The sequence below is a fragment of the Janthinobacterium sp. CG_23.4 genome, assembly GCF_029892305.1.
Taxonomy (GTDB): domain Bacteria; phylum Pseudomonadota; class Gammaproteobacteria; order Burkholderiales; family Burkholderiaceae_D; genus Janthinobacterium; species Janthinobacterium lividum_D.
Map to the genome: position 1 here is coordinate 1,586,815 of NZ_JARXUX010000001.1, position 25,170 is coordinate 1,611,984.

At 60.7% G+C, this 25,170-nt stretch carries 17 protein-coding genes, 8 tRNA genes and 1 pseudogene; 19 read left to right on the forward strand and 7 right to left on the reverse strand.

What is annotated here, in order from left to right:
- Positions 1-93: 93 nt before the first annotated feature.
- The 3 genes from apbC to H4V96_RS07130 all read left to right on the forward strand — a co-directional run bounded on the left by apbC (position 94) and on the right by H4V96_RS07130 (position 5,318).
- A complete protein-coding gene (gene apbC / locus H4V96_RS07120; RefSeq protein ID WP_196856620.1) occupies positions 94-1,182 on the forward strand; it encodes an iron-sulfur cluster carrier protein ApbC in 1,089 nt (362 codons plus the stop codon).
- Between the two features lie 167 nt (positions 1,183-1,349).
- Positions 1,350-3,521 (forward strand): TonB-dependent siderophore receptor, encoded by a 2,172-nt coding sequence (locus H4V96_RS07125; protein WP_196856621.1) that lies wholly within the window; start codon positions 1,350-1,352, stop codon positions 3,519-3,521.
- Between the two features lie 162 nt (positions 3,522-3,683).
- Positions 3,684-5,318 carry an alkaline phosphatase family protein gene (locus H4V96_RS07130; RefSeq protein ID WP_280720822.1) on the forward strand — a complete coding sequence of 545 codons (1,635 nt, stop codon included), beginning with the start codon at positions 3,684-3,686 and terminating at the stop codon, positions 5,316-5,318.
- 132 nt (positions 5,319-5,450) lie between these two features.
- Here the strand turns inward: H4V96_RS07130 and H4V96_RS07135 are convergent, their stop codons facing one another.
- Together H4V96_RS07135 and lysA are read right to left on the reverse strand one after the other, a co-directional pair.
- Entirely contained in the window at positions 5,451-5,828 is a 378-nt protein-coding gene (locus H4V96_RS07135) for a hypothetical protein (protein WP_196856623.1), read from the reverse strand.
- Positions 5,829-6,120: 292 nt separating this feature from the next.
- Positions 6,121-7,377: a diaminopimelate decarboxylase gene (lysA, locus tag H4V96_RS07140; RefSeq protein WP_196856624.1), complete on the reverse strand. Its 1,257-nt coding sequence runs from the start codon at positions 7,375-7,377 to the stop codon at positions 6,121-6,123.
- A gap of 101 nt (positions 7,378-7,478) precedes the next feature.
- Between lysA and H4V96_RS07145 the strand changes: the two genes are divergently transcribed.
- From H4V96_RS07145 to H4V96_RS07200, 12 genes are all read left to right on the forward strand, one after another.
- Positions 7,479-8,390, forward strand: coding sequence for a LysR family transcriptional regulator (locus tag H4V96_RS07145; protein ID WP_196856625.1), 912 nt, complete (start codon positions 7,479-7,481; stop codon positions 8,388-8,390).
- A gap of 70 nt (positions 8,391-8,460) precedes the next feature.
- Complete coding sequence (gene gltX / locus H4V96_RS07150) at positions 8,461-9,867, forward strand: glutamate--tRNA ligase (RefSeq protein WP_196856626.1); 1,407 nt, start codon at positions 8,461-8,463, stop codon at positions 9,865-9,867.
- A gap of 135 nt (positions 9,868-10,002) precedes the next feature.
- Positions 10,003-10,078: transfer RNA gene (locus H4V96_RS07155), tRNA-Ala, on the forward strand.
- A gap of 67 nt (positions 10,079-10,145) precedes the next feature.
- Positions 10,146-10,221, forward strand: a tRNA-Glu gene (locus H4V96_RS07160).
- A gap of 133 nt (positions 10,222-10,354) precedes the next feature.
- Positions 10,355-10,430: transfer RNA gene (locus tag H4V96_RS07165), tRNA-Ala, on the forward strand.
- Between the two features lie 30 nt (positions 10,431-10,460).
- A tRNA-Glu gene (locus H4V96_RS07170) sits at positions 10,461-10,536 on the forward strand.
- A 50-nt stretch (positions 10,537-10,586) separates the two neighbouring features.
- Positions 10,587-10,662, forward strand: a tRNA-Ala gene (locus H4V96_RS07175).
- 980 nt (positions 10,663-11,642) lie between these two features.
- Positions 11,643-11,718 (forward strand) — tRNA-Glu (locus H4V96_RS07180).
- Positions 11,719-11,838: 120 nt separating this feature from the next.
- A tRNA-Glu gene (locus H4V96_RS07185) sits at positions 11,839-11,914 on the forward strand.
- A 56-nt stretch (positions 11,915-11,970) separates the two neighbouring features.
- Positions 11,971-12,046 (forward strand) — tRNA-Glu (locus H4V96_RS07190).
- Positions 12,047-12,146: 100 nt separating this feature from the next.
- Positions 12,147-13,316, forward strand: coding sequence for an elongation factor P maturation arginine rhamnosyltransferase EarP (gene earP / locus H4V96_RS07195; protein WP_196856627.1), 1,170 nt, complete (start codon positions 12,147-12,149; stop codon positions 13,314-13,316).
- A gap of 136 nt (positions 13,317-13,452) precedes the next feature.
- Positions 13,453-14,028: an elongation factor P gene (locus H4V96_RS07200; RefSeq protein ID WP_010396714.1), complete on the forward strand. Its 576-nt coding sequence runs from the start codon at positions 13,453-13,455 to the stop codon at positions 14,026-14,028.
- A 123-nt stretch (positions 14,029-14,151) separates the two neighbouring features.
- Here the strand turns inward: H4V96_RS07200 and H4V96_RS07205 are convergent.
- Positions 14,152-15,521 (reverse strand): annotated as a pseudogene (locus H4V96_RS07205) (IS3 family transposase).
- Between the two features lie 168 nt (positions 15,522-15,689).
- Here H4V96_RS07205 and H4V96_RS07210 point away from each other — a divergent pair.
- Together H4V96_RS07210 and H4V96_RS07215 are read left to right on the forward strand one after the other, a co-directional pair.
- Positions 15,690-16,865 carry an amidase family protein gene (locus H4V96_RS07210; protein ID WP_196856807.1) on the forward strand — a complete coding sequence of 392 codons (1,176 nt, stop codon included), beginning with the start codon at positions 15,690-15,692 and terminating at the stop codon, positions 16,863-16,865.
- Positions 16,866-16,879: 14 nt separating this feature from the next.
- Positions 16,880-17,296 carry an Ivy family c-type lysozyme inhibitor gene (locus H4V96_RS07215; RefSeq protein WP_196856808.1) on the forward strand — a complete coding sequence of 139 codons (417 nt, stop codon included), beginning with the start codon at positions 16,880-16,882 and terminating at the stop codon, positions 17,294-17,296.
- A 160-nt stretch (positions 17,297-17,456) separates the two neighbouring features.
- Here H4V96_RS07215 and H4V96_RS07220 read toward each other — a convergent pair whose 3' ends face one another.
- Complete coding sequence (locus H4V96_RS07220) at positions 17,457-18,287, reverse strand: helix-turn-helix transcriptional regulator (protein ID WP_196856809.1); 831 nt, start codon at positions 18,285-18,287, stop codon at positions 17,457-17,459.
- Positions 18,288-18,526: 239 nt separating this feature from the next.
- Between H4V96_RS07220 and H4V96_RS07225 the strand changes: the two genes are divergently transcribed.
- Positions 18,527-19,678, forward strand: coding sequence for an MFS transporter (locus H4V96_RS07225; RefSeq protein ID WP_196856810.1), 1,152 nt, complete (start codon positions 18,527-18,529; stop codon positions 19,676-19,678).
- A gap of 236 nt (positions 19,679-19,914) precedes the next feature.
- Positions 19,915-21,303, forward strand: a complete 1,389-nt coding sequence (gene cysS / locus H4V96_RS07230) for a cysteine--tRNA ligase (RefSeq protein WP_196856811.1) — start codon at positions 19,915-19,917, stop codon at positions 21,301-21,303.
- 111 nt (positions 21,304-21,414) lie between these two features.
- Here the strand turns inward: cysS and dbpA are convergent, their stop codons facing one another.
- From dbpA to H4V96_RS07245, 3 genes are all read right to left on the reverse strand, one after another.
- On the reverse strand, positions 21,415-22,842 hold the full coding sequence (gene dbpA, locus H4V96_RS07235; protein ID WP_196856812.1) for an ATP-dependent RNA helicase DbpA: 1,428 nt from the start codon (positions 22,840-22,842) through the stop codon (positions 21,415-21,417).
- 108 nt (positions 22,843-22,950) lie between these two features.
- Positions 22,951-23,187 (reverse strand): hypothetical protein, encoded by a 237-nt coding sequence (locus H4V96_RS07240; protein WP_010396727.1) that lies wholly within the window; start codon positions 23,185-23,187, stop codon positions 22,951-22,953.
- Positions 23,188-23,444: 257 nt separating this feature from the next.
- Complete coding sequence (locus tag H4V96_RS07245; protein ID WP_196856829.1) at positions 23,445-25,088, reverse strand: acid phosphatase; 1,644 nt, start codon at positions 25,086-25,088, stop codon at positions 23,445-23,447.
- Between the last annotated feature and the right edge of the window lie 82 nt (positions 25,089-25,170).

Below are 25,170 nucleotides of genomic sequence, written 5' to 3' on the forward strand. Positions count from 1 at the left end.
GCGTTGGCAACGGATGCTTTTGTCTTGATCGCGCCTGGCGAATTTGCGCTAGACTGCGCATATTGCACGTAGGTAGTACACATGGAGATTTACATGAGCATCACAGTAGAAGACGTCAAGGCCGCGCTGGCCCAGGTTATTGATCCCAATACACATAAAGATTTTGTTTCCAGTAAAACCGTCAAGAATCTGAAAGTTGATGGGAGTGATATTTCCCTCGACATCGAGCTGGGCTACCCAGCCAAAAGCCAGATCGACCTGATCCGTAAAGCCGTGCTGGCCGCGCTGCGGGTGCTGCCGGGCGCGGGAAATATCAGCGTGGGCGTGTCGTCGAAAATCATTTCGCACACGGTGCAGCGCGGCTTGAAGCCGATGAGCAACGTGAAAAACATCATTGCGGTGGCTTCCGGCAAGGGCGGAGTTGGCAAATCGACTACTGCCGTCAATCTGGCCCTGGCCTTGGCTGCCGAAGGCGCCAGCGTCGGCATGCTGGACGCCGATATCTATGGCCCATCGCAGCCGATGATGCTGGGCATCAGCGGCCAGCCGAAGACGCTCGATGGCAAGAGCATGGAGCCGATGGAAAACCATGGCCTGCAAGTATCGTCGATCGGCTTCATGATTGATCCGGACGAGCCGATGGTGTGGCGCGGCCCCATGGTCACGCAAGCCTTGCAGCAATTGCTGGACCAGACCAACTGGCGCGACCTCGACTATCTGATCGTCGATATGCCGCCAGGCACGGGCGACATTCAATTGACGCTGTCGCAGAAAGTGCCCGTCACCGGCGCCGTCATCGTCACCACGCCGCAGGACATCGCGCTGCTCGATGCACGCAAGGGCTTGAAAATGTTCGAGAAAGTCGGCATTCCGATTCTGGGCGTGGTGGAAAACATGAGCACCCACATTTGCTCGAATTGCGGCCATGCGGAAGAAATCTTCGGTGCCGGCGGCGGCGCAAAGATGTGCGCCGACTTTGGCGTGGAATTTCTCGGCGCCTTGCCGCTGACCATGGCGATCCGTCAGCAGATCGATTCAGGCACGCCGACCGTCGTGGCCGAGCCGGATGGCCCCGTCGCCGCGATCTACAAGCAGATCGCCCGCACCATCGCCATCAAGGTGGCGGAGAAAGCCAAGGATATGAGCAACAAGTTTCCGAGCATTGTGATTAAAAACGATTGATCAGGAAAACGCATGACAATGCCGCGCCGCCATGCGCGGCATTTTTTTTGCCTGTGCCGACATGCAACCCTGGCCAAGGCTGGAAAACGGCGCGTAAAACAAGATCACCATGGCATCTTTACCAGAATTTACATATAATAATAAGAATCATTCTCAACTAGGTGAAGATGCTCCATGATATCCTGCCTACACCCCGTCGCATCGCCTTTGCCGCGCGCCTGCTGTGCCTGACTATTTCTTCCACCTTGCTCTGCAATCCGGCCCTGGCCGACGGTAGCGCGGCTGTCGCGGCGAACGCTGATGCCGCGCCTGACGCCATCGTGAGTGTGCACGTGGCCAGCAGCCGCGACGACAGTGCGGGCTTTGGCGCCTTGCGCGCTAGCGCCAGCACCACCAAGTCTGACTTGTCACTGTTCGAGACGGCGCAGTCGATTTCGGTGCTGACGCGCGACTTGCTCGATTCGCGCCAGGTCACTACCCTCAACGAAGCGATCCAGAGTTCGGCCGGCGTGTCGTCGGGCACCTGGGGCAAGCGTGGCTGGGATGACTTCTCTATCCGCGGCCAGCGCGCTTCGGAGTCGATTTACGTGGACGGTCTGAAGCTGAACCAGTCTAACTATGTGGCGCAGGAAGTGTTCGGCGTAGAGTCAATCGACATCCTCAAAGGCCCGGCTTCGATCAATTTCGGCCTGGTGCAGCCCGGTGGTATGGTCAATATGGTCAGCAAGCGTCCGCGCGCCGAAGGCTTTAACCAGGCCGGCTTCGCCGTCGGCAGCTACAACTACAAGCAGGCTACTTTTGACTTGGGCCGGCCCTTGAACGACAGTGGCAAGGCGGCATGGCGCATCAACGGCCTGTGGTCCGACACCGACGACCAGACCGGCCAGGTCTGGTTCAAGAGTCAGTACCTGGCGCCATCGCTGTCGCTGGACTTGGGCGCCAGCACCGACTTCACCATTTTCAGTTCCTATACGCGCCGCGAATACCTGCGCACCCAGGGCGCGCCGCTCAAGGGAACTTTGCTGCCGAATCGCAATGGCCCGCTCAAGCGCGATCAATTCTATGGCGAGCCCGGTTTCGGCCCTTATGACTCCTCGCAAAAACAAGTCGGCTACAGCCTGGCGCACAGGTTCGAGAATGGCTGGACAGTGGCGCAGAACTTCCGCTGGCAGAGCATGTCGATGGATGGCCGCTTTGTGCCGCTGTCCGGCTTGTCCGTCAACCAGTTGCTGCTAAGCCGCTCGGCCCAATTGCAAGATGTCGATGGCAACAACCGCGCTTTGGACACCAATGCCTCGCGCACGTTTGCGCTTGGCGGCATGCAACACAAAGTACTGGCTGGCCTCGACCTCAATCACGACCGCGTGCGCTATGCCAACCAGGCGTGCCACATCGGCGCCCTGAATGTGCTGAATCCGGTCTATAACATGGCTGTCACATGCCCGCCGGCCAACCGCCTGAGCAATACTACGGTATCGTCGAGCGGCTTGTACCTGCGTGACCAGATCACATTGAACCAGCAGTGGCGCCTGAATCTGGCCGTGCGCCACGACCGCGCGCGCAACCGCGAGCTCAACGGCCTGACCAATGTCACGCAGCGCCAAGATACCGCGTCGACCACCGGCAATGCGGCGCTGTCATATGTATTGACGCCGAATATCATCCCTTATGTCAGCTACGCCACTTCCTTCTTGCCTGTCAGCGGCAGCGACTTTTTCAGCGTGCAGTTCAAGCCCGAAGAAGGGCGCCAGACGGAAGTGGGCAGCAAGTTTCAGTTTGCCGGCGGGCGCATTAACGGCGCCATGGCCATCTATGACCTGACGCGCACCAACGTCACCACGGCCGACCCGGATCCGGCCCATATCGCCATCTTGTCGAGCGCCCAGGTGCAGACGGGCGAGCAGCGCACGCGCGGTTTCGAGGCGGAAGTCAGTGCGGACCTGCGCAATGGCTGGCACGTGCAGGGCGCCCTGACCGTGCTCGACGCCCGCGTGACCGAAGACAATGGCGGCATGGCGGGCCGCCGCCTGCTCAATACGCCGCGCCAAAGCGCCAGTGTGTGGGCCAATTATCGCTTCCGCGGCGGCGTGCTGGGCGGCTGGACGGCCGGCCTGGGCATGCGCCATGACGCGAGCAAGACCGGACCAGCCGTCGATTACGCGGTGTCCGGCTATACCGTGGCCGACGTCAGTCTGGCTTATCAAGGGCGCGGCTACCGGGTCAGCCTGAATGTGAAAAACCTGTTCGACAAGGAGTACTACGCGGGCGTGCTGAACGCCAACGTGCTGCCGCTGGGCGACCCGCGGGTGGCCGTTGTGAAGGCAGTGTTTGACTTTTAAGCAAGCTTGAACGAGGATGGCAGCGGTCCCGGTGTGCGCCGTCATGCTCTTGTCATGTTGTGTGGGTACGCTGCCGGGCTGGCCGCGGTGTGATTGCCGCGCACATCAATCAGCTATCTACACGACTCCATGACACTCATGATTTCTCTTACACGCAAGATAATGCCTGCCTTGTTACTGCTGGCATTGTCCGCACATGCCGCGCCCGCGCCACAAAAGGTTGGCGCACAACCCAAGCTGGTGGTGGTGCTGGTGGTGGACGGCCTGCCGCAAGAACAGTTGACGCGCTACCACGAGCAGTTCGGCCAAGGTGGTTTTCGCCGTCTGCTCGAGCAAGGCGCGTGGTTCAGTGATGCGCACCAGGCCCATGGCATCACGGTTACCGCCATCGGCCACTCGGCCGTGCTGTCGGGTGCCTATCCTTACCAGCATGGGGTGATCGGCAATAACTGGATCGATCCCGTCACGAAAAAATCCGTGTACTGCACCGAGGATGGCAATTTCCATTACATCGGCGAAGAGACCAAGCCGGACGATGGCACCGCGCCGACCAAGCTGCGCGTGAGTACGCTGGGCGACGAGTTGCGCTATGCCACGGGCGACAAGGCCAAGGTCATCAGCGTGTCGGGCAAGGACCGTGGCGCCATCCTGCTGGCCGGGAAAACGGGCACGGCCTATATGTATATGGAAAAGACGGGCAATTTCGCCAGCAGTAGCTATTACATGCAGCAGCATCCGCAATGGGTACAGCGCTACCAGGCGGCCAAGCCGCAGGATCGTTACTATGGCAAGAGCTGGACGCCGCTGCTGGCCGATTCTGCCTATGCGCGCGACGCGCGTGATGACCTGGTGCCGGCCAAGCCCGGCACGCGCAACACCTTCCCGTTCGCCTACTACAGCGACAGCGGCAAGCTCGATGGCGAGTACTACAGCCGTTTGAAGTCCGGTCCCTTCCTCGATGAATTGACCCTGGAATTCGCGCGCGCGGCTGTCGACGGCGAGAACCTGGGGCGCAATCCGGCCGGCGTGCCCGATATCCTGGGCGTAAGCTTGTCCGCGCACGACTATGTGAACCATGCCTACGGCCCGGAAAGCAAGATGTCGCACGACCACCTGCAGCGCCTGGACCGCATGTTGGCTCGCTTCTTTGCCGACCTGGATAAAAAAGTCGGCATGGACAACGTGCTGGTGGTGCTGACGGCTGACCATGGATTTGCCAATGTGCCTGAATTCACGGAAGCGCGTGGTGGTTTTTCCGCCAAGCGCATCGACGGTGACAAGCTGGTGCCGGCATTGAACCAGCACTTGGCTACGACCTTGGGCGTGGACAAGCTGGTGACGACGTCGTCGCTGCCGAATATCTACCTCGATTACGCGCTGGCCGAAAAGAGCGGTATCGAGCGCGCTGCCCTGGAAGATGCGGCGGCCCGCTTCCTGCTGCAGCAGGACGGCTTGGCGCAAGTCTACACGCGCACGCAGATGGAAACGGGAGCTGTGGCCACGCGCATGGATACCCTGATGCGCCGTGCCTGGAACCGCCAGTTGTCGGGCGACCTGATGCTGGTGACAAAGCCGGCCTGGTACTTCGGCAAGGGCGTTGGCGGCACCTCGCACGGCACGCCGTACACCTATGACACCAACGTGCCGCTGATGGTATTGGGCCCGCGCTGGATCAAGCCGGGCGCCTATGGCCAGTACGCGGAAGTGGTCGATATTGCGCCGACCCTGGCCCATCTGCTGCGCATACGCCAGCCGTCCGCGTCGGAAGGGCGGGTGTTGACGGAGGTGGTGCGGTAAAAGAGGGGGGCTACGTGCTTGTCGGGTTACGCGCTTTGCGCTAACCCGACCTACGATGACCTTGCGAAGAGCGTAGGTCGGATTAGCGGGGCAAAGCCCCGCGTAATCCGACAACAGTGTTGGCAAAACAGCTTACAGCAGCCAATCTATCGGCAGCAGCGACAAAAGCGCCATCCCCATGCGCTTCCACACGCTGCTACCTGGCTCCGTATCGTAGCGCGTGGCGGCGCCGTGGGCGTCGCGGGCGATCCAGTACAGGGTGCCGCCGGGGTTCAGCAGCACCTGGCAGGCGCGATGCTGGTGCGCATGGCTTGCCCCAGCTAGCTGGCCAGCGCGGGGCTGTCGATGACGAGGCCCAAAGGCGATCGAACGCGGATCGAAATTGAAGGAGCCGACAAAGATGCGCTGCGCGTCGACGGCAAAGGTCTTCGCATGCAGGCTCGATGCGGAGCTGCCGAGGTGGCCCGGCTGCGCGCGCTTCGCCTGCTTCCCACGAGCGGCGCGATTCATACAGCAGCACGCCCGCTTCCAGCAGCGCTTTGCGCCATTTCGCATAGCCCGCATGCACGGCCGCCACGTCGCTCGCTTCCAGCGCATTGCTCAGGATGCGCACAGCCACGCCCTTTTGTGTCAGGTCGGCAAAGGCCCGGGTGCAAACGGCAAGGTGCGCTCCATCATCTGCCTGACGAAGGGGGAGGTGCGCAGCGCCTGCAGGTATTGCCCGGCCGCGCTGGTGTTGTCGATGCGTTGCCCCGATGTTGGCAGATGCGCATGCCCGCACGGGGCGAGTATCGCAAACCGCTTAGAACTGTTCCAGGGCGATCAGCTCGGCCACCGTCTGGCGGCGGCGGATCAGCCGCGACGGGTGTTGCTCATCCGCGCCATCGACCAGGTATTCGGCTGCATGCGGGCGGCTGTTGTAGTTTGACGACATTGACGCGCCATACGCGCCGGCGCCTTCGAAGACGACGTAGTCGCCCACCTGCGCTGCTGGCAGCAAACGCGTTTCCACCACGCCGCCATCGCGCTGGGTAAACACGTCGCCCGATTCACACAGGGGGCCGCCGACGACGGTGGCGCATGCCGCGCTGGCGTCCAGGGCGCGCCCGTCATGCGCAATCACCGACATTTCATGGTAGCTGCCGTACATGGCGGGGCGCATCAATTCATTGAAGCCCGTATCTAACAAGGTGAAGTGATTGCCGCCCATTTGCTTGGTGGCGCGCACTTCGGCCAGCAGCAGGCCCGCATCGGCTACCAGGAAGCGGCCCGGTTCGATTTCCAGGTGCACGGCGTGGCCCAGGTGCGCCTCGATCTGCTTGCGCGCCGCATCCCACAGCTGGAAGTAGTGGCCCGTGTCGACCGGCTGCTCGCCTTCGCGGTAAGGCACGGACAGGCCGCCGCCCGTGGAAATGGCTTCCAGGTCGTGGCCCATGTTTTTCACCAGGTCGACCATGGTGCCGCAGACGGTTTCCAGGTGGCTGTAGTCGACGCCCGAGCCGATGTGCATGTGCAGGCCCACCAGGTGCAATCCATGGGTGCGGATGACGGCCAGCGCCTCTGGCAGCTCTTCGTGCCAGATGCCGTGCTTGCTGTTTTCGCCACCCGTATTGGTCTTGTTGCTGTGGCCATGGCCATAGCCGGGATTGATGCGCAGCCAGACGCGGTGGCCGGGCGAGACTGGGCCCAACTGGCGCAGCATGTCGACCGAGCCGCAATTGACTTCGATCTTCGCCGCCGCCACGCGCACCAGGGTAGCGCGGTCGAACAGATCACAGGTGAACACCACGCCGGCGGCGCCATTCGTTTGTGCGGGCGTAAAGCCTGCCTGCAGCGCGCGTTCGATTTCGCCCAGCGACACGGCGTCGACGTGCACGCCCGCTTCGCGCATCAATGTGAGCAGGTGGATGTTCGAATTGGCTTTTTGCGCGAAGCGCACGGTGTCGAACTGTGCCAGCTGGGCGACGCGCGCGCGGATGGTGGCCGCGTCATACACCCATAGCGGCGTGCCGTGTTGCTGGGCGAGTTGGGCGAGGGTCTGGTCGTTGACGGGCTGCATCTTGTGCTTTCGGTAAATGAGGGTATGACGGCATGATGGCTGATGACGCTTCGAATATAAAATATCCATTTGAGCCTGCCTTATTCATTTATGATATGGGCATGACTATCTCCTTGCGCCATATCGAGGTCTTCCGCGCCATCATGACGACGGGCAGCGTGACGGCTGCCGCCGCCATGCTGCATACGTCGCAGCCCACCGTCAGCCGCGAGCTGGCGCGCCTTGAACATTTGACGCGCTTGATCCTGTTCCAGCGCGAGCGGGGGCGGCTGCGCCCGACCGCCCAGGCGCTGCAGTTATTCGAGGAGGTGCAGCGCGCGTATTTCGGCCTTGAGCGCATCGTCAGCACGGCGGCGGCACTGCGCCAGTTCGACCAGGGGCAGTTGTCGATTGCCTGCCTGCCCGTGTTTTCCCAGTCGCTGCTGCCGCAGGCGTGCAAGCGCTTCGTCGCCGACTTTCCGAACGTGAGCATCAGCATCACGCCGCAGGAGTCGCCGCTGCTCGAAGAGTGGCTGTCGGCGCAGCGCCACGATATCGGCCTGACGGAAGTGGGCAATGCGCCACCCGGCACCGCGCTCGCTACCTTGATGTCCGTCGATGAAGTGTGCGTGCTGCCCGACGGCCATCCATTGGCTGGCAAGACGACCTTGGCGCCCTCGGACTTCGCGGGCCTGCCTTTCATCAGCCTGGCCGCCGTCGACCCCTACCGCCTGCAGATCGACGCCATCTTCGCGCAGGCCGGCGTGGAGCGGCGCATGGCGCTCGACACGCATAGTGCGGCCTCCGTTTGCGCCATGGTGCGCGAAGGGGTGGGCCTGGCGATAGTCAATCCGCTCACGGCGCTGGACTATGCGGGGCAGGGCTTGCAGATCCGCCGTTTTGCCGTGTCCCTGCCGTTCACGGTGAATCTGGTCAAGCCCCTGCACCGGCCTTTGTCGCAACTGGTCGCCCTGTTCGAGCAGGCGCTGCAGGCGCAGGCGGGCGAGGTGAAAAGGCGGCTGCAGCAACTGTGACGGCGCTTGTGGAGTGGTGGCGGTCAACAGAGTAAAATGGCGTTTTACTTATTCAAGCCTGATAACATCGATGACCACAATCGCTACCCCTGTCCGCACCCGTTTCGCTCCCAGCCCGACCGGCTATCTGCACCTGGGCGGCGCCCGCACCGCTTTGTACAGCTGGGCTTATGCCCGTCACTTCGGCGGCACTTTCGTGCTGCGTATCGAAGACACAGACTTGGAGCGTTCCACGCCGGAAGCCGTGCAAGCCATCATCGAAGGCATGAAGTGGCTGGGCCTGGACCATGACGAAGGTCCGTTCTACCAGATGCAGCGCATGGACCGCTACCGCGAAGTGGTGGCGCAGATGCTCGCCGAAGGTACTGCTTACCATTGTTATTCGTCGCCGGAAGAGGTCGAGGCGATGCGCGAGCGCATGCGCGCCGCCGGCGAAAAGCCACGCTATGACGGTACCTGGCGTCCGGAGCCGGGCAAGACCCTGCCGGCCGTGCCAGCGGACCGCAAGCCGGTCGTGCGCTTCAAGAATGCGCTCGATGGCGACGTGACCTGGGACGATGTGGTCAAGGGCACGATCACGATTTCCAACCGCGAACTGGACGACCTGGTGATCGCCCGCCCGGACGGCACGCCGACGTATAACTTTTGCGTGGCCGTCGATGACTGGGACATGCAGATCACGCACGTGATTCGCGGTGACGACCATGTCAACAACACCCCGCGCCAAATCAACATCCTGCGCGCCATCGGCGCACCGCTGCCGCTGTATGGTCACCTGCCGATGATTTTGGGAGCGGATGGCGAGAAGCTGTCGAAGCGCCACGGCGCCGTCAGCGTCATGGATTACCCGGCGCAGGGCTTCCTGCCCGAAGCGATGCTGAACTACCTGGCGCGCCTGGGCTGGAGCCATGGCGACGATGAAGTGTTCTCGACCGAGCAGTTCTGCGAGTGGTTCAACCTGAACCACCTGTCGAAATCGGCGGCCCAGTTCAACAATGAAAAACTCGCCTGGTTGAACAACCACTATATCAAGCAAGCCGACAACACCCGCCTGGCCGACCTCGCGCGCCCGCAAATGCTGGCCGCCGGTGCCGTCTTCGAAGGCGCGCCGGACCTGGCGCAAGTGCTGGGCATGATGAAAGAACGCGCCAACACGGTTAATGAACTGGCAGCGGCTTCGATGCTGTTCTTCCGCGCGCCGCAGCCGGAAGCGGCATTGGTGGCGCAGCACATCACGGACGCCATCAAGCCCGTTCTGGCGCAGTTTGCCGAGCGCATCGCTACGGTGGAGTGGAGCAAGGAAGCCGTGGCCGCCATGGTCAAGGAAGTGCTGGCTGCCAACACCATCAAGATGCCGCTGCTGGCCATGCCTTTGCGTTTGATTTTGACGGGCCAATTGCAGACGCCGGCCATCGACCAGGTAGTGGTGGTCTTCGGCCGCGAGACTGTGCTGGCGCGTCTGGCAAACTGGCTGTAAAACTGGCCGTAAACATCGCGACCAAATAGTCGGAAAAGAGTGTGCGGAAACCGTCCCGATGAAAAGTTGTTCATAGACGAAAAAGGGTATTTGCAGAGTGAAACTTCTTTGCTATACTCTTGTTTCTGCACCAACGGGGGTATAGCTCAGCTGGGAGAGCGCTTGCATGGCATGCAAGAGGTCAGCGGTTCGATCCCGCTTACCTCCACCAGCAGCAAAATCGCAGTCAGGTTTTGTTAGTCGTTGAGGTGGTGCAGATGTTGTTTGGAAGTTCCGCGGTCCCCATCGTCTAGAGGCCTAGGACATCACCCTTTCACGGTGAGTACAGGGGTTCGAATCCCCTTGGGGACGCCAGGTAGTTGTGGTATAGTAGTGGCAGTTGTTTGTACTGATTGTTGTAAGTTCAGGCTCGTAAAAACGTGCTCTGGGCGGAAAGCAAGTAGTGGAACAAAGTCGCCAAGTGCGGCTTTTATTATTTCTGCGCCCGGGGGGTATAGCTCAGCTGGGAGAGCGCTTGCATGGCATGCAAGAGGTCAGCGGTTCGATCCCGCTTACCTCCACCAACAGCGCAGAAGTAAAAATGTAGTACCGAGGTCCCCATCGTCTAGAGGCCTAGGACATCACCCTTTCACGGTGAGTACAGGGGTTCGAATCCCCTTGGGGACGCCAGTTCAGTCTGGTGTTTTGGTAGTGAAGAAGTAGCAGTGTTTCTGCGCCCGGGGGGTATAGCTCAGCTGGGAGAGCGCTTGCATGGCATGCAAGAGGTCAGCGGTTCGATCCCGCTTACCTCCACCAACAGCGCAGAAAACACACGATAATCAAAGTCGCCTTGAGCGGCTTTTTTTATTTCCGCGACACTTTCCGCCATACCCCTAGGGGAATAAGACTAAGCTGTTAGAGCGCTTGCATGGCATGCAAGAGGTCAGCGGTTGGCTCCCGCTAACCTCCGCCAATAGCGCTGAAACAGATAGTGAACAGATTAAAGTCGCCTTGAGCGACTTTTTTTATTTCCGCGACACTTTCCGCCATACCCCTAGGGGAATAAGACTAAGCTGTTAGAGCGCTTGCATGGCATGCAAGAGGTCAGTGCTTAGCTCCCGCCAACCTCCACCAACAGCGCAGAAAACACGTGATAACCAGAGTCGCCTTGAGCGGTAATGCTGTTCAGTTGGTGTTAGTGATGCTATTTTTAGCCCAAGAACAAGGACAGGGGTCGGACCCGGCGGGGGAATGTGCTTCAATGGAGTACATTCCGATCACGGAGTGACCGACCCCAGCTCTTTGCCTCTGGGGTTAGCGAATTTACTGGCGCTCATCAATCACGCCAAAACCCTTAACTGAACGGCATTAGCCTTGAGCGGCTTTTTTTAATTCTGCGACACTTTCCGCCATACCCCTCGGGGGAATAGGACTTAGCTGCCCGGCTGTGAGAGCGCTGCATGGCATGCAAGAGGTGGGGGTTATCAGCTTGCTGCCGCGCTGCCTCACTACCGTGCTGGCAGCGCGAGCTGGGTATGTGTATGCTGCTCATTGTCGGCGCATCGCGCGAAGGGGATCTGGGGTAGGCCTGAGTCAGATGCTTGGCGTGCTGCCGCCTTGCATGTCTTCTTGCCATCATTCTGCTCCCGCGGGAGAGAGGAATGCAAATAAGGTGGAAAATAAGAAGCCCAGTGGTTGATTTTGGGAATCGCTTCGTGTTAAACTTCGCGCACGCTTTTTTGAGGGCTTAAGCAAAGCCTTCAACGAAGAGTCCGCTGAGAGTAAAGCCAGCACAGGTCCCCATCGTCTAGAGGCCTAGGACATCACCCTTTCACGGTGAGTACAGGGGTTCGAATCCCCTTGGGGACGCCAGGATGTCGTTGTAAAGTGAGTGCAGTGCTGAACGGGCCTGACAAGTCAGGCTTTTTTTGTTTCTGCAGTTGCTGCTGTACAGGGTCAGGATGCGAAGTAATGCATTCAGGACAGATTTCTGTCCCCATCGTCTAGAGGCCTAGGACATCACCCTTTCACGGTGAGTACAGGGGTTCGAATCCCCTTGGGGACGCCAGATTCGCGTAGTAAACAGGTCGGGATGCAGAGTAGCGCATTCAGGACAGATTTTCTGTCCCCATCGTCTAGAGGCCTAGGACATCACCCTTTCACGGTGAGTACAGGGGTTCGAATCCCCTTGGGGACGCCAGACCGGCTGAATCAGCCAACAAAAAAGCCGCCTGGTAACAGCGCGGCTTTTTTGTTGTTTGCCGGCATCTCAACGTTGTTTCCATCACCTTTACCTGCTCATGTCATTACCTAGCGATCGCACACCATCTTTGGCTATCTTCTGTAAAGTTGTCGATAATTACGGTGATATCGGTATTTGCTGGCGCCTGGCGCGCCAGTTGAGCGGCGAACACGGCGTCGCCGTCACCTTGTGGGTTGATGATCTTGTGAGCTTCCAGCGCATCTGCCCCGCCATCGACGTGGCGGTAGAGGTGCAGCAGGCCGGCGGCGTGACGGTGCGCCATTGGCGCGCTCAGGATGGCGTGTTTGCCACTGACGATATCGCCGATATCGTCATCGAATTCTTTGCCTGTGACATTGCGCCCGGCTACATCGCCGCCATGGCGCAGTGCGCGCCGCATCCTGTGTGGCTGAACCTGGAAGGCTTGACGGCAGAAGAGTGGGTCGAGGGCTGCCATGCGCTGACCTCGCCACGCCATGGCATGATCAAACATTTCTTTTTTCCCGGTTTTACGCGGAAGACGGGCGGCTTGCTGCGCGAAGCGGGGCTGGACGAAAAGCGGCTGGCGTTCCAGGTCGATGCCCTTGCCATGGCAGCATTCCTGGGGCAGTTCGGCGTGACGGCAGCGGAAATGTCTGCTCTAAAAGTATCGCTATTCTGCTATCCGTCCGCCCCGGTCGCCGAGCTGTTTGCTGTGTGGCAGGCGGGTAGCGAACCGGTGACGTGCCTGGTGCCAGAAGGGGTCGCGTTCGATGCCGTTCAAGCGTTTATCGGCGACGATGCTGCGGCAGTCGGTGCTGCGCGCACGCGTGGCGCGCTCACCGTGCGCGTGCTGCCTTTCGTGGCGCAAGACGATTACGACCGCTTGCTGTGGGCCTGCGACGTCAATTTCGTGCGCGGCGAGGATTCTTTCGTGCGCGCGCAATGGGCTGGCCGACCTTTTCTCTGGCATATCTACCTGCAGGATGAAAACTTGCACCATGTGAAATTGCGTGCCTTCCTGCAGCGCTATGCGGCCGATGCGGACGCTGCCATCGACAGCCTGGTGCAAGCGGCGCTGGCCTGGAATGGCGCTAGCGTGCACGCCTTGTCGTGGGCGCAACTGTGGCCGGCCTTGCAAGCCGACTTGCCGCGCATCAGTGCGCGCGCCCAAGCTTGGCAGCGGCAGATGCAGTCCAATGGCGATCTGGCAAGTAACTTGCTGGCGTTTGCCGGCGCGACGAGATAGGCGCTTGCTTAAAATTAAGGTAAAATGCCCGGTTATTTCTAACGTATTTTTAACCGATCAAACGCAAGCTTGCGGCGCTGATGGCGCCCAGGCGGCAGATGGTCTTCATGCAACCCCACTTTTTACGTACATTCCTATGAAACCCGCAAAAGAAATTCGTGTTGGCAATATCATCATGGTCGACAGCAAGCCAATGATCGTGTTGCGTTCTGATGTCAACGGTTCGAGCCGCACGGGCTTCACCTACAAATGGAAGATGAAAAATCTTCTGACGAACACCCCGATGGAAAACGTGTTCCGCGGCGACGACAAGTTTGACGTTGTTGTTCTGGATAAAAAGCCAGTGACGTATTCGTACTTCGCCGACCCGCTATTCGTCTTCATGGACACCGAGTACAACCAGTACGAAATCGAAGAAGAAAACCTGGGCGATGCACTGCATTACCTGAAGGACGGCATGGAATGCGAAGCCATTTTCTACGACGGCAAAGCCATCTCCGTTGAACTGCCAACGACCATCGCCCGTCTGGTGGTGTACTCGGAGCCTGCAGTCAAGGGCAACACATCGGGCAACGTCCTGAAAGAAGCCAAGATCGAAAACGCCATCGATGCACACCGTCATAGCGTGCAAGTGCCGCTGTTCGTGGCACAAGACGACGTCATCGAAATCGACACCCGTACCAACGAATACAAGCGTGTCGTACGCAACTGATAGAGCGTCATGCTGCGCTGCTCGAAGGGTCCGACGAACACCGGTCCTGCCTGTCCCAGTGCTTGACTGCCAAGAAACGCTGCCTTCGTGAACTGACCCCGTAAAGTTGGACGGTTAAGTTTGTTAGGCGGCCAAGGGCTGGGTTCTGTATTGCACGGGACTCAGCCCTTTTAGTTTCATCTTAATACGGTCGTGATTATAGTAGTGAATGTATTTCTTGATGCCGGTTTGTAGCTCTTCGACGCTGCTGAATTTGTTCAGGTAAAAGAACTCCGATTTCAGCACTGCGAAGAAGCTCTCCATTGCCGCGTTATCGAGGCAGTTGCCCTTACGCGACATGCTTTGCACAACGTGCTTGTTCCGCAACGCCCGCTGATACGCAGGCATTCGGCCTTGCCATCCCTGGTCCGAATGAAGAATGGGGTTCTCGCCCGCTTTAAGCTTCGCCAGCGCCTTCTTGAGCATGACACCCACCAGTTCGAACGCTGGCCGCCTGGCGGTCTCAAATGCAACGATTTCGCCGTTGTACAAGTCCATCACCGGAGATAGATACAGCTTCTCGCCAGAGACATTGAATTCCGTCACGTCGGTGACCCATTTCTGATTGGCGCATGGTGCATCAAATTGCCGCTTCAGAACGTTAGGGGCAGCGTGGCCTACTTCGCCTTTGTACGAACGGTATTTCTTTGGCCGCACCAGTGACTTGAGACCGAGCTTGCCCATCATGCTTTGAACGGTCTTGTGGTTGACCTTTTCGCCCAGCTGCCGAATCGCCGCTGTGACCCTCCGATAGCCGTAGCGCCCCTTATGGAGGGCAAAGATGATGCCAATCTGCTTTTTCAGTTCCTGATGCTTGTCGCAGACCTGCGCCGCCTTCTGTTGATAGTAAAAAGTGCTGCGCGCCAAGCCGGCCAGCTTGAGCAGGCCAGCCAGGGGAAAGTGCTGCCTTAGTTCAATAATTACTTGCGCTTTTTGCGTGCTGTCGCCTGCGGTAGCTGCTGTGATTGAACTAAGGCCCGCAACTTTTTTAGGTAGGCCACCTCCATGCGCAACTGATTCACCTCTGCGACCAACTCCTCGTGGGTACGCTCTGAATCATTAACGGGCAAAGATGGCTTTGTGTCTGGAGGGCTGGGCATTTTCGTGGGTCTGCCACGGCGACGTGGCATGAGGGCGTCTATACCGCCCGTATGATAGCAGCGCTCCCATACGCCCACGGCGGCATGATGCCGAATATTGAAAACTGCAGCAGTCTTGCCATAAGACAAGTCATTGGCCCACATATGTTGCAATACCGAAAGCTTGAAGTCTGCATCATAGTGGCTGAACTTCTTTCGCAAGCCGTCCTCACCATGCTGGCGAAATAGTCCCACCCACTTGCGAACCATGGAGTAAGGAACACCATGCTGGTTCGCCAAGAATTGGAAACCACTCGCGCCGGCAAGGTATTGCTTGACCACTGCCAGCTTGAACTGTTCTGCGTACTTCGACATGAAAAACCCCAATAGGTTGGTGTCCAACTTATTGGGGTCAGTTCATTCGGGCGGCGTTTTTTTTTGCTTAAAAATTAATTTCTGTCGACAACAATTATGTTGCAAGGACTGCTATGCTATGCCCAGAACATTATTGCGTTAGAAACATTGAGGTTTCCTGGAGATACCATGCAGCGTAGTCATATGGTGCGCATCGGCGCACATCGGGGAGCGCCGCCTATCGCAGCGGCCGTGCCGGTGCGCCTGTCGCGCCCGGTACTGACCCGTGCCACAGCGCCCGCCAGCCCGATGGCCCATCTGCTCGATGCGGGCGTCTTGCCGCAACAGCAGATGATGACGGCAGGCAAGCTCAGTTCCCATGCGCTGACGTCGCAGTACCTTGCCCGCATCCGCTCGCTGTCGAGTACCGGTGCGCGTGCCCATCCTGGCATTGAAATCAATCCCGATGCGCTGAAAATTGCCCTGGAAATGGATCGCGAGCGGCAGGTGCAAAAGGTGCGTGGTCCTTTGCATGGCATCCCTATCGTCCTGCGTGACAACATTGCCACCGGCGACCGCATGAAGACGCGGACCCAGGCGCCCCTGTCCACGCGTGCCAGCTGCGATTCCTTTGTCGCGGCGCGCTTGCGCGCGGCTGGCGCCGTCATCATCGGCAAAAGCGATTTGCACCAATGGGCTGCGGTCAGCGTGCCGTATGCCAGTGCCAGCTGGGCTGGCCTGACCATCCTGGCCGTGGACAGCGCGGCGGAGGGCTCCACCGTCGCGCCCGCATCGACGTGTGGCCTGGTCGCCATCAAGCCCACGGGCAGGGCGGCAGGCGGGCAGGGCGGCGAGCCAGCCACTGCCGGGCCGATGGCACCGAGCGTGCGTGAAGCGGCCTGGCTGCTCGCCGCCCTGACGGGCGAGCGCCTGGTCGATGGCACGATGCTCGATGTGGCCGGCTTGCATGGGCGCCGCATTGGTGTCGCACGCAGTCTGTTTGGCCAGTGTGCCGGGACCGATGCCGTGATCGAGCAGGCACTGCGGGTGCTGCGCGAGCAGGGCGCGGAACTGATCGAGCCGCCGCCTGCGTCCGCGCCAGGCGATATTGCCGCGTTGCTGCGTTCGCACGCGCTCGATGCGCTGGTGGGGCCCACATGTGATGGCATATCGCAGGCGCCGTGCGCCTTGCCGCATATCACGGTGCCCGCTGGCCTGGTGGGGAGCTTGCGTGTGGGTTTGTCCTTCATTGGCCCTGCCCACAGCGACATACCGCTCATTGCGATGGCGTATGCTTATGAGCAGGCGACGTTGCACCGGCGCACACCGGCACTGCCGTCGAGCATCATGCAGGCGCTGCGCTGATCCTGGGCGTCGCCGTGGTGCTGGCCGCCATGCCGGCGCAAGCGCAAACGCCCAAGCCGCCGTTCATGGAGCAAGCGCAACGCTGCGACGGTGGCCACACCTGCCCATATTCTGTCGAGATCTACAAGGCCGATGATGCGTTTCGCACGGCCTCCAACGTGGCTTTGAAAAAGGCCGGCCTGAAGCGGCAGCGCTGGGTAGCCGATGGCATGGCCAGCCCGCTCAAGTCCATCGAGATCGATGGCAAGGCGCGCCTGCTGAGCCGCGTCTGCGAACCGCACAATTGTTTTCACCACTACACCATCCTGTACGACCGGCTGCAGCGCTGCATGGCCGGTGTGTACATGGGCAGCGATGCCAATGGTGGCGTGCACAGCGTGCACTTCGGCGCGCCCAGCATCGCCGAAGCCGACTTGCTGTTGAAGAACTGATGCACGCGTCGCTGCGTATTTCCAGCGCAAGCGGCGAGCTGGACGTTATCCTGATTCACCGTTACATGAGCGACAAGTTCCACCTGTTCATAGACGCAGCGCAGTGGTAGCTATTCCTCTTCCTCGCCGCCGTGATTGGCGATGCACGCTTGCGTCATTCTCAGTCAGCAGCGCGCCACTCGCTCAGATAGTGCTGCGGCGTGCGCCCCAGGATGCGGCGAAACATGGCGCTGAAAGCGCTGGGGCTGGCATAGCCCAGCGCATAGGCGATGGCGGCCACGCCTTCACCCCGGTCAAGGCGGCAGAATGCCTCTGCCAGGTGGACTTGCTGCAGCCATTGTCGATAGTGCAAGCCCGTTTCCTTGGGAAACAAGCGGATCAGGGTGCGCGCACTGGCGCCTGCATCCTGCGCCCAGTCCTCCATGCTGCGCCGGCTGCCGGGGGCGCGCATGATGGCTGAGCAGATGGCCACCAGGCGGCGGTCGCGGGGCCAGGGTATGGCGATGGGCACGCTAGCGGCCGCCGTCAGTTCCGACAAAATCAGGTGCGCGAGCCAGTCGCCGCGCCCCGCCAGCGCATATTCGATCGGTTCGGCCAGCAAGGCCAAGATCAGCTCGCGCAGCAGCCGACTCACTTCCAGCACCTTGCAATCGGCGCCATACGGGGCCGCCACCTGCGCATCGATGTACACGGTGCGCATGCTCAGTTCGCTCAAGATGTGGACTTCATGCACGACGCCCACAGGAATCAGCAGGGCGCGCCGGGGTGGCAATATCCACACGCCATGCTCGGTCGAGACGCGCATCACGCCTTGTGTCGCATACAGCAGTTGCGCGCGCACATGACTGTGCAGCGCCGTATAGTCGCCCGCCGCATATTGCCGGGACATAGCTGTCACGGGCCGTGGCACGTGCTGGTAATCGTGCGAGCTGGTAGCGAGGCTGAACGGCACGCCATCGGCATGGGTCTGGGCGGGGTGGTGGGTATGCATGTGGGGCCTTGGGTGGCGCTCTCAGTTGTCACTCAGTTATCACTCGGTTGTCACTTATGCGACGATTATTGGAAGTTATCAGTTCGATGACCATACTATACTGGGTGCTTGGCCGGCCGCCCGCCGTGCCCGATTATTGCGGAAGATACATGCATACAAGTACACCTGCCCCAGCATTGGCCCAGTCCGTGCCGGCGGTCCCCTCGCTTCATCGCTCCCCACAAGAATCCGGTCTGGCCATGCACATGCTGGGCGCCGTCGCCTTCGTGCATTTGCTCAATGACCTGATCCAGGCATTATTGCCATCGATTTACCCGATGCTGAAAGCCGAGTTTTCACTCAGTTTTACCCAGGTCGGCCTGATAACCCTGACGTTCCAGTGCACGGCATCGTTGCTGCAGCCGTGGATCGGCTTGTACACGGACCGCCGCCCCTTGCCTTTCCTGTTGCCCGTTGGCATGTGCTTTACCCTGGTCGGCGTGCTGATGCTGTCGATCGTCTCGACCTTCCCGACCCTGCTGATCGCTGCGGGCCTGATCGGCGTCGGTTCATCGACCTTCCACCCGGAAGCGTCGCGCGTGGCGCGCATGGCATCGGGCGGGCGTTATGGCTTTGCGCAGTCACTGTTCCAGGTGGGCGGCAATGTCGGCTCCGCGCTCGGACCGCTGCTGGCGGCGGCCGTCATCGTGGGCCGTGGCCAGGGCAATATCGCCTGGTTCAGTCTGCTGGCCCTGCTGGCCATCGGCGTACTGTACAAGGTCAGCCACTGGTACCGCGGCCACCTGGCCAGCTTCAAGCCGAAGGCCGGTGGTCATGGGCTGAACTTGTCGCGCAACAAGGTACTGCAAGCGCTGGGCGTGCTGGCCTTGCTGGTGTTTTCCAAATACATTTACATGGCCAGCCTGTCGAGCTATTACACCTTTTACCTGATCGACAAGTTCCACCTGTCCATAGGCGCAGCGCAGCTCTACCTATTCCTCTTCCTCGCCGCCGTAGCGGCCGGCACCTTCATGGGTGGCCCCATCGGCGACCGCATCGGCCGCAAGCGCGTGATCTGGATTTCCATCCTTGGCGCCGCCCCTTTCACCGTGCTGTTGCCGTATGTCGACCTGTTCTGGACGGCCATATTGACGGTGATTATTGGCTTCGTGATTTCCTCCGCATTTTCCGCCATCGTTGTTTTTGCACAAGAACTGGTGCCAGGCAAGGTGGGCATGATCGCGGGCATTTTCTTTGGCCTGATGTTTGGCGTCTCCGGCATCGCTGCCGCTGCCATGGGCCACCTGGCGGACGTGTCAGGTATCGCCCATGTGTACCGGATATGTTCCTACCTGCCGCTGCTGGGCATATTGACGGCGCTGCTGCCGCAGATCGAGCAGGCAAAAAAATAAGCGCGTGGCGCGGGCGGGCTTGACGGCCCGCCCGTCTGCATGCGATATTTGTGCCATGACCACGTTTACTATCGTTCCAGTTTCTGCCTCGGGCGCCGCTCTTGCGCTGTGTCCTTGCGCCTGGCTCCGTGAGGATGCGGCAACGCGACGGTAAGGTTTTACTCCTCATTCGATGGCCACAGTGTTGAAAAACCTGTGGCCATTTTCTTTTTCCGCAGCGCTCATGAAAGTTTCGCATGACACTCCATTTGTACGACACATATAGCCGCAGCCTGCGCCCGTTTGAACCCATTGCTGCAGGCCATGCGGGCCTGTACGCTTGCGGTCCCACCGTCTACGATTACGCGCACATCGGCAACCTGCGCACTTATCTGTTCGTCGACGGCTTGCGCCGCGCGCTCGCGTTCAATGGCTTGCAAGTGCGCCACGTGATGAATATCACGGACGTCGGCCATTTGACATCGGATGCGGACAGCGGCGACGACAAGGTCGAAGCGCGTAGCCGGCGCAGCGGCGAGTCGGCGTGGGACATCGCCGCCACATTCACGCGCGCGTTTGAAGACGATTTGCGCCAGTTGAATATCTTGCCGCCCACCGTCTGGTGCCGCGCGACGCAACATATCGCGGAACAGATCGCCTTCATCGGCGATCTGGAAGCGAAGGGCTACACCTACCGCACCGACGACGGCATTTATTTCGACACCACGCGCCAGGACGATTATGGCCAGCTGGCGCGCCTGCAGTGCGATGGTCTGCAGGCAGGCAAGCGGGTGGAACTGGGAGAGAAGCGCGATATCTGCGATTTTGCGCTGTGGAAGTTCAGTGGTGTAGCGGGACAGCGCCAGATGGAGTGGGATAGTCCGTGGGGCCTGGGTTTCCCGGGTTGGCACATCGAATGCTCGGCCATGGCCGAAAAGCACCTGGGCACGTATTTCGACATCCATTGCGGTGGCGAAGACCACGTGGCGGTCCACCACAGCAACGAGATCGCGCAAACGCAAGCACGCCATGGCACGCGCCTGGCGAACTTTTGGCTGCACGGCGCTTTCCTCAAGACGCAGGATGCAAAGATGTCGAAATCCGCAGGTGATTTTTTGCGCCTGCAAAGCCTGCTGGAGCAGGGTGTCGAGCCGCTGGCCTATCGCTATCTGTGCCTCGGTGCCCACTACCGCAGCAGCCTCAATTTCACGCACGAGGCCTTGCTCGCTGCCGCCACCGGCCTGGCGCGCCTACGCGTGGCCGTACATGCACTAAGCCAAGAGCGGGGCGCGACGGATGGCGAGGCCGATCCCGTTTGGCTGGCGCGTTTTACGGCGTGCATCAACGATGACTTGAACTATCCGCGTGCGCTGGCCGTGGCCTGGGAGCTGCTGAAAAGTGATGTGCCGGACGGCGTGAAAAAAACGACCTTGGCCCGCTTCGATGCGGCGCTGGGACTGGACTTGCTGCGCTGGCAGCCAGCGCAGGTAGACGTGCCGGCGCAGGTGCAGGCGTGGATGGCGCAGCGGGCCTGCGCCCGCGCGCAATGCCTGTGGGCCGAGGCTGACCGCTTGCGCGCGCTGGCGCGCGCGGCCGGTTATGTCATCGAAGATACGCCTCAGGGCCAGCAGGCGCGCGCCTTGTGAGTGCCTGCTGCGAGCCGTCGGGCCGGAGTGTTCGCCCCGCAGCCAGCGAGTGCCCAGGCTTGCCCGTCCTGGTTACGTCGCACGAGACGCCGCTGCGCGTACTGGCGCTGCTTACGCTTCGATAAAGCGCATCTTGAAGCTGCGGCCCTTGATGTTGCCGAAGTCGCGGCCCAAGGTATTGCCTGCGTTCAGGCGCTTGAAGGCGGCTTCGGCGACCTTGCGATCGAGTGCCACGTAGGTCATGAACTCGAAGACGTTGATCTTGCCCACTTGCTCCTTGGTCAGGCCCGCGTCGCCCGTCAGCGCGCCCAGCAAGTCGCCCGGGCGCAGCTTGTCCTTCTTGCCGCCCATGATGCACAGGGTAACCATGGGCGCCGGCAGCGCTTCCATGCCATCATCTTCAGCCAGTTCCTTCAGGTCGTGCCATTCGGCGGCGCTGTTCTGGTACTGCTCGATCAACTTGACCCATTTTTTCTCGTTCGGCGCGCACAGCGACAGGGCCAGGCCCTTCTTGCTGCCGCGGCCCGTGCGGCCGATACGGTGGATATGCACTTCCGTGTCTTTCGAGACGTCGACGTTAATCACTGCACCCAGGTCGGAAATATCGAGACCGCGCGCGGCGACGTCGGTGGCGACCAGCACGGAGCAGCTGCGGTTGGCGAACAGCACCAGGATTTCATCGCGCTCGCGCTGTTCCAGTTCGCCGTACAGGGCCAGCGCGGAAAAGCCTTGCTGGCGCAGTTCTTCGGCCAGTTCGCGGCAATGCACCTTGGTATTGCAGAAAGCCAGCGTCGATTCCGGCTTGAAGTGTTTTAACAGCTTGCCGACGGCGCTGTTGCGCTCGTCGAAGCCGATTTCGTAGAAGCGTTGCTCGATCTTGTTGTTGTCGTGCTGCGCCTCGACCGTCACTTCCAGCGGATTGACGAGGAACGATGCCGTGGCGCGGCGGATGTCTTCCGGATACGTGGCCGAGAACAGCAGGGTCTGGCGGCGTGCGGGGCAGGCGCTGACGATGCCGGCGATTTCTTCGTAAAAGCCCATGTCCGTCATGCGGTCCGCTTCATCGAGCACCAGCGTTTGCACGTGGTTCAGATTGATGGTGCCGCGGCCCAGATGGTCGCGCAGGCGGCCCGGCGTGCCGACGACGATGTGGGCGCCGTGTTCCAGCGAGGCGATTTGCGGGCGCATCGGCGCGCCACCCGTCAGTGTCAGAATCTTGATGTTGCCAGCCGCGCGCGCCAGACGGCGCAATTCATTGGCCACCTGGTCTGCCAGTTCGCGCGTGGGGCACATGACCAGGCCCTGCACGGCAAACCAGGCCGGATTGAGCTTGTGCAGAATGCCGATGCCGAAGGCGGCGGTCTTGCCGCTGCCCGTTTTCGCCTGGGCGATCAGGTCGCGGCCATCGAGCACCGCCGGCAGGCTTTGTGCCTGGATGGTAGTCATCTCGTGGTAGCCGAGCGAGTCCAGATTGGCCAGGAAGGCGGGCGTCAGCGGCAGGCTGGAAAAAGAATGGGTGGTGTCAGTGGTGGTGTTCATAGGGGCGTAGCCGGTAAAAAGCGGGTGGATGGGCACAGTCTACAGGCGTTCTACGCCCTTGTGCGGATGGTGGTGTGGGAGCTGGCGGCAAACGGCCGCCGGCATGGGTCAATGATCTGGCGCCCAGATGGGCAAGCCGGTCAGATCGAGGCCGGCGTCGCGCGTCCACACGGGTAAGCCCGTGGCATCGGTCGGCTCCAGCAATTCGAGCTGCACCTGCTTCAAAGCCACCTTGCGCACGCGCGGGCGGCGCTGCGGTTCCGGCGCAGGCTCTGACACTTCAAGCGCTGGCGGCGGACCGAAACCTGGCAAGTCGATGGTGGCGTTATCTTTTTTATCTCTCATTTCTGAACCTCTGGCCCCTGGCAGCGACAAAACGGCGCCGGGGAGCGGGCAAAAAACTGTCCGCCATGTGAATACTCTATGCATCTCGTCCAGAAAACAAAAGCCCGGCTACTGGAGTCGGGCTCATTGTTGGAACAACCGTCAGGAAAACCGGTCCTGCGGATTTAAGAACCTGCGGCGACAGGTTCAAAGTGCGGCACGCAGTGTATCACAGGCGTGCCGCATTGTGGGCGCCGCCGCGATGTGCCGCTGCGCGATCAGCGGAAGCTCAGCGCGCCAGTCAAGTCACCTGGCGGCAGGGCGCCGCGCGCCGCAAAGGCATCATTGCGTACTTTCAGGCCTTCGAGCAGCGGCAGATCGTGCAGGCGCGTGATCAGGCGCAGGATCGAGGTCGTGTCGTAGAAGCTGTGGTCGACGGCACCTTTTTTTGCGTAGGGCGAGACGACGATCGCGGGAATGCGCGTGCCAGGCCCCCAGCGGTCGCCTTTGGGCGGCGCCACGTGATCCCACCAGCCGCCGTTTTCGTCAAACGTGATCACCACGATCATGTCTTTCCACTGCGGCGATTGCTTCAGATGCTCGATGACGTTGGCCACGTGCTGGTCGCCCGACTCGATATCCGAGTAGCCGGCATGCAGGTTCAGGTTGCCTTGCGGCTTGTAGAAGGTCACGGCCGGCAGCTTGCCCGCCACGGCGGCGGCCAGAAATTTGTTCGAGATCGGGCTGTCGCCGGTGCCGCCGTCGCGCAGATGCTCGGCGCGCGCAGCGGTGCCAGGCGCGAACTGTTTGAAATAGTTCAGCGGTTGGTGGTGGAACTGGAAGTTCGGTTTGCTGCCGCCGCCCTTGCGCTCGAGCGCCGCTTGCCAGCCGCCGCCATACCACGCCCAGCTGACGCCCTTGCGCGACAGCAGGTCGCCGATGGTGTCATAGGTTTGTGGTGGCAGCGTGTTCGCGTCAGCCGGATCGGCATGCAGCGGGTCGCCGTCAAAGGCGGGGCGGATATAGCTGGGCTGGTACGGCGGCGCCATGGTATTGACGGCGTAGCCGTCCGGCGTGAGCGCGCCGTCGTTCACGTACTTTGGCTTGCCATCGAGCGCAGAGGCGGGGCAATCGGGCGAGATCGCCAGGCGCACGCCTTGCGGGCCATCGGACAGCACGGCGATCTTTTTCTTCGCCGCTGTCTCGGCCGCATTGAAATATTCGTTGGCGCGGCCCGTCACCAGGAACTGGTGGTTCATATAGGAGCCGCCGAAGGCCGCCATGAAGAAGTTGTCGCACAGCGTGTACTGCTCGGCGATCTGCCACAGGTTCAGGTTTTTCGACGTTTCGCCGTAGTGACCCATCACCAGGCCGCCGCTGTCGGCCCACGCGGCAAAGCCGTCGTTTTTGCCGCCATTGATCTGCATCTGGTTGTTATAGAAGCGGTGCACCAGGTCGCGCGTGATGATGCTTTCGGGCAGGGGCTTGCCGGCTGCGTCGTTCAATTTGTAGGGGGCGTTGGGCAGGCCGGAAATCTGCTCTTCCTTGATCAGATAATCGATGCCACCAATATTTTGCTGGTTCGGCACCAGGCCGCCCCAGATCTTTGGCAAGGTGGCCAGCGGCTTGCCGTCGCGGTCCAGCTGCTGCGCCTGTTCGGCCGTGACGGCGGACAGGGGCGCGCTGGTGCCGGGGAAGTTGGCAAACAGATTGTTGAAGCTGCGGTTTTCCAGGTAGATCACCACCACGTTCTTGACGTGCGCCTTGAGTTTCGCATCGAGCGAGCCCTTGACGATAGACTTTTTGGCTGGCGCTGCGTCGGCCAGCACTGGCAGGCTGGCGGCCAGGCCGACTGCGGAAGCGGCCTGGAAAATGCGCCGGCGCGAGGGGTTGGCAGGTTGGTCGGCCGGATCGGCTGGCATGGCGGGGGCGAGGTCCTTCACACATTCTCCTTGGGTGTTTCTATGGGCGCAGGCATTGGCGGTTAGAGCTGCCGATGTCCGT

Bases quoted from the DNA above. Each gene is read 5' to 3' on its own strand.
- apbC (WP_196856620.1), top strand. From the start codon at position 94: ATGAGCATCACAGTAGAAGACGTCAAGGCCGCGCTGGCCCAGGTTATT.
- H4V96_RS07125 (WP_196856621.1), top strand. From the start codon at position 1,350: ATGCTCCATGATATCCTGCCTACACCCCGTCGCATCGCCTTTGCCGCG.
- H4V96_RS07130 (WP_280720822.1), top strand. From the start codon at position 3,684: ATGCCTGCCTTGTTACTGCTGGCATTGTCCGCACATGCCGCGCCCGCG.
- H4V96_RS07135 (WP_196856623.1), bottom strand. From the start codon at position 5,828: ATGAATCGCGCCGCTCGTGGGAAGCAGGCGAAGCGCGCGCAGCCGGGC.
- lysA (WP_196856624.1), bottom strand. From the start codon at position 7,377: ATGCAGCCCGTCAACGACCAGACCCTCGCCCAACTCGCCCAGCAACAC.
- H4V96_RS07145 (WP_196856625.1), top strand. From the start codon at position 7,479: ATGACTATCTCCTTGCGCCATATCGAGGTCTTCCGCGCCATCATGACG.
- gltX (WP_196856626.1), top strand. From the start codon at position 8,461: ATGACCACAATCGCTACCCCTGTCCGCACCCGTTTCGCTCCCAGCCCG.
- earP (WP_196856627.1), top strand. From the start codon at position 12,147: ATGTCATTACCTAGCGATCGCACACCATCTTTGGCTATCTTCTGTAAA.
- H4V96_RS07200 (WP_010396714.1), top strand. From the start codon at position 13,453: ATGAAACCCGCAAAAGAAATTCGTGTTGGCAATATCATCATGGTCGAC.
- H4V96_RS07210 (WP_196856807.1), top strand. From the start codon at position 15,690: ATGCAGCGTAGTCATATGGTGCGCATCGGCGCACATCGGGGAGCGCCG.
- H4V96_RS07220 (WP_196856809.1), bottom strand. From the start codon at position 18,287: ATGCATACCCACCACCCCGCCCAGACCCATGCCGATGGCGTGCCGTTC.
- H4V96_RS07225 (WP_196856810.1), top strand. From the start codon at position 18,527: ATGCACATGCTGGGCGCCGTCGCCTTCGTGCATTTGCTCAATGACCTG.
- cysS (WP_196856811.1), top strand. From the start codon at position 19,915: ATGACACTCCATTTGTACGACACATATAGCCGCAGCCTGCGCCCGTTT.
- dbpA (WP_196856812.1), bottom strand. From the start codon at position 22,842: ATGAACACCACCACTGACACCACCCATTCTTTTTCCAGCCTGCCGCTG.
- H4V96_RS07240 (WP_010396727.1), bottom strand. From the start codon at position 23,187: ATGAGAGATAAAAAAGATAACGCCACCATCGACTTGCCAGGTTTCGGT.
- H4V96_RS07245 (WP_196856829.1), bottom strand. From the start codon at position 25,088: ATGCCAGCCGATCCGGCCGACCAACCTGCCAACCCCTCGCGCCGGCGC.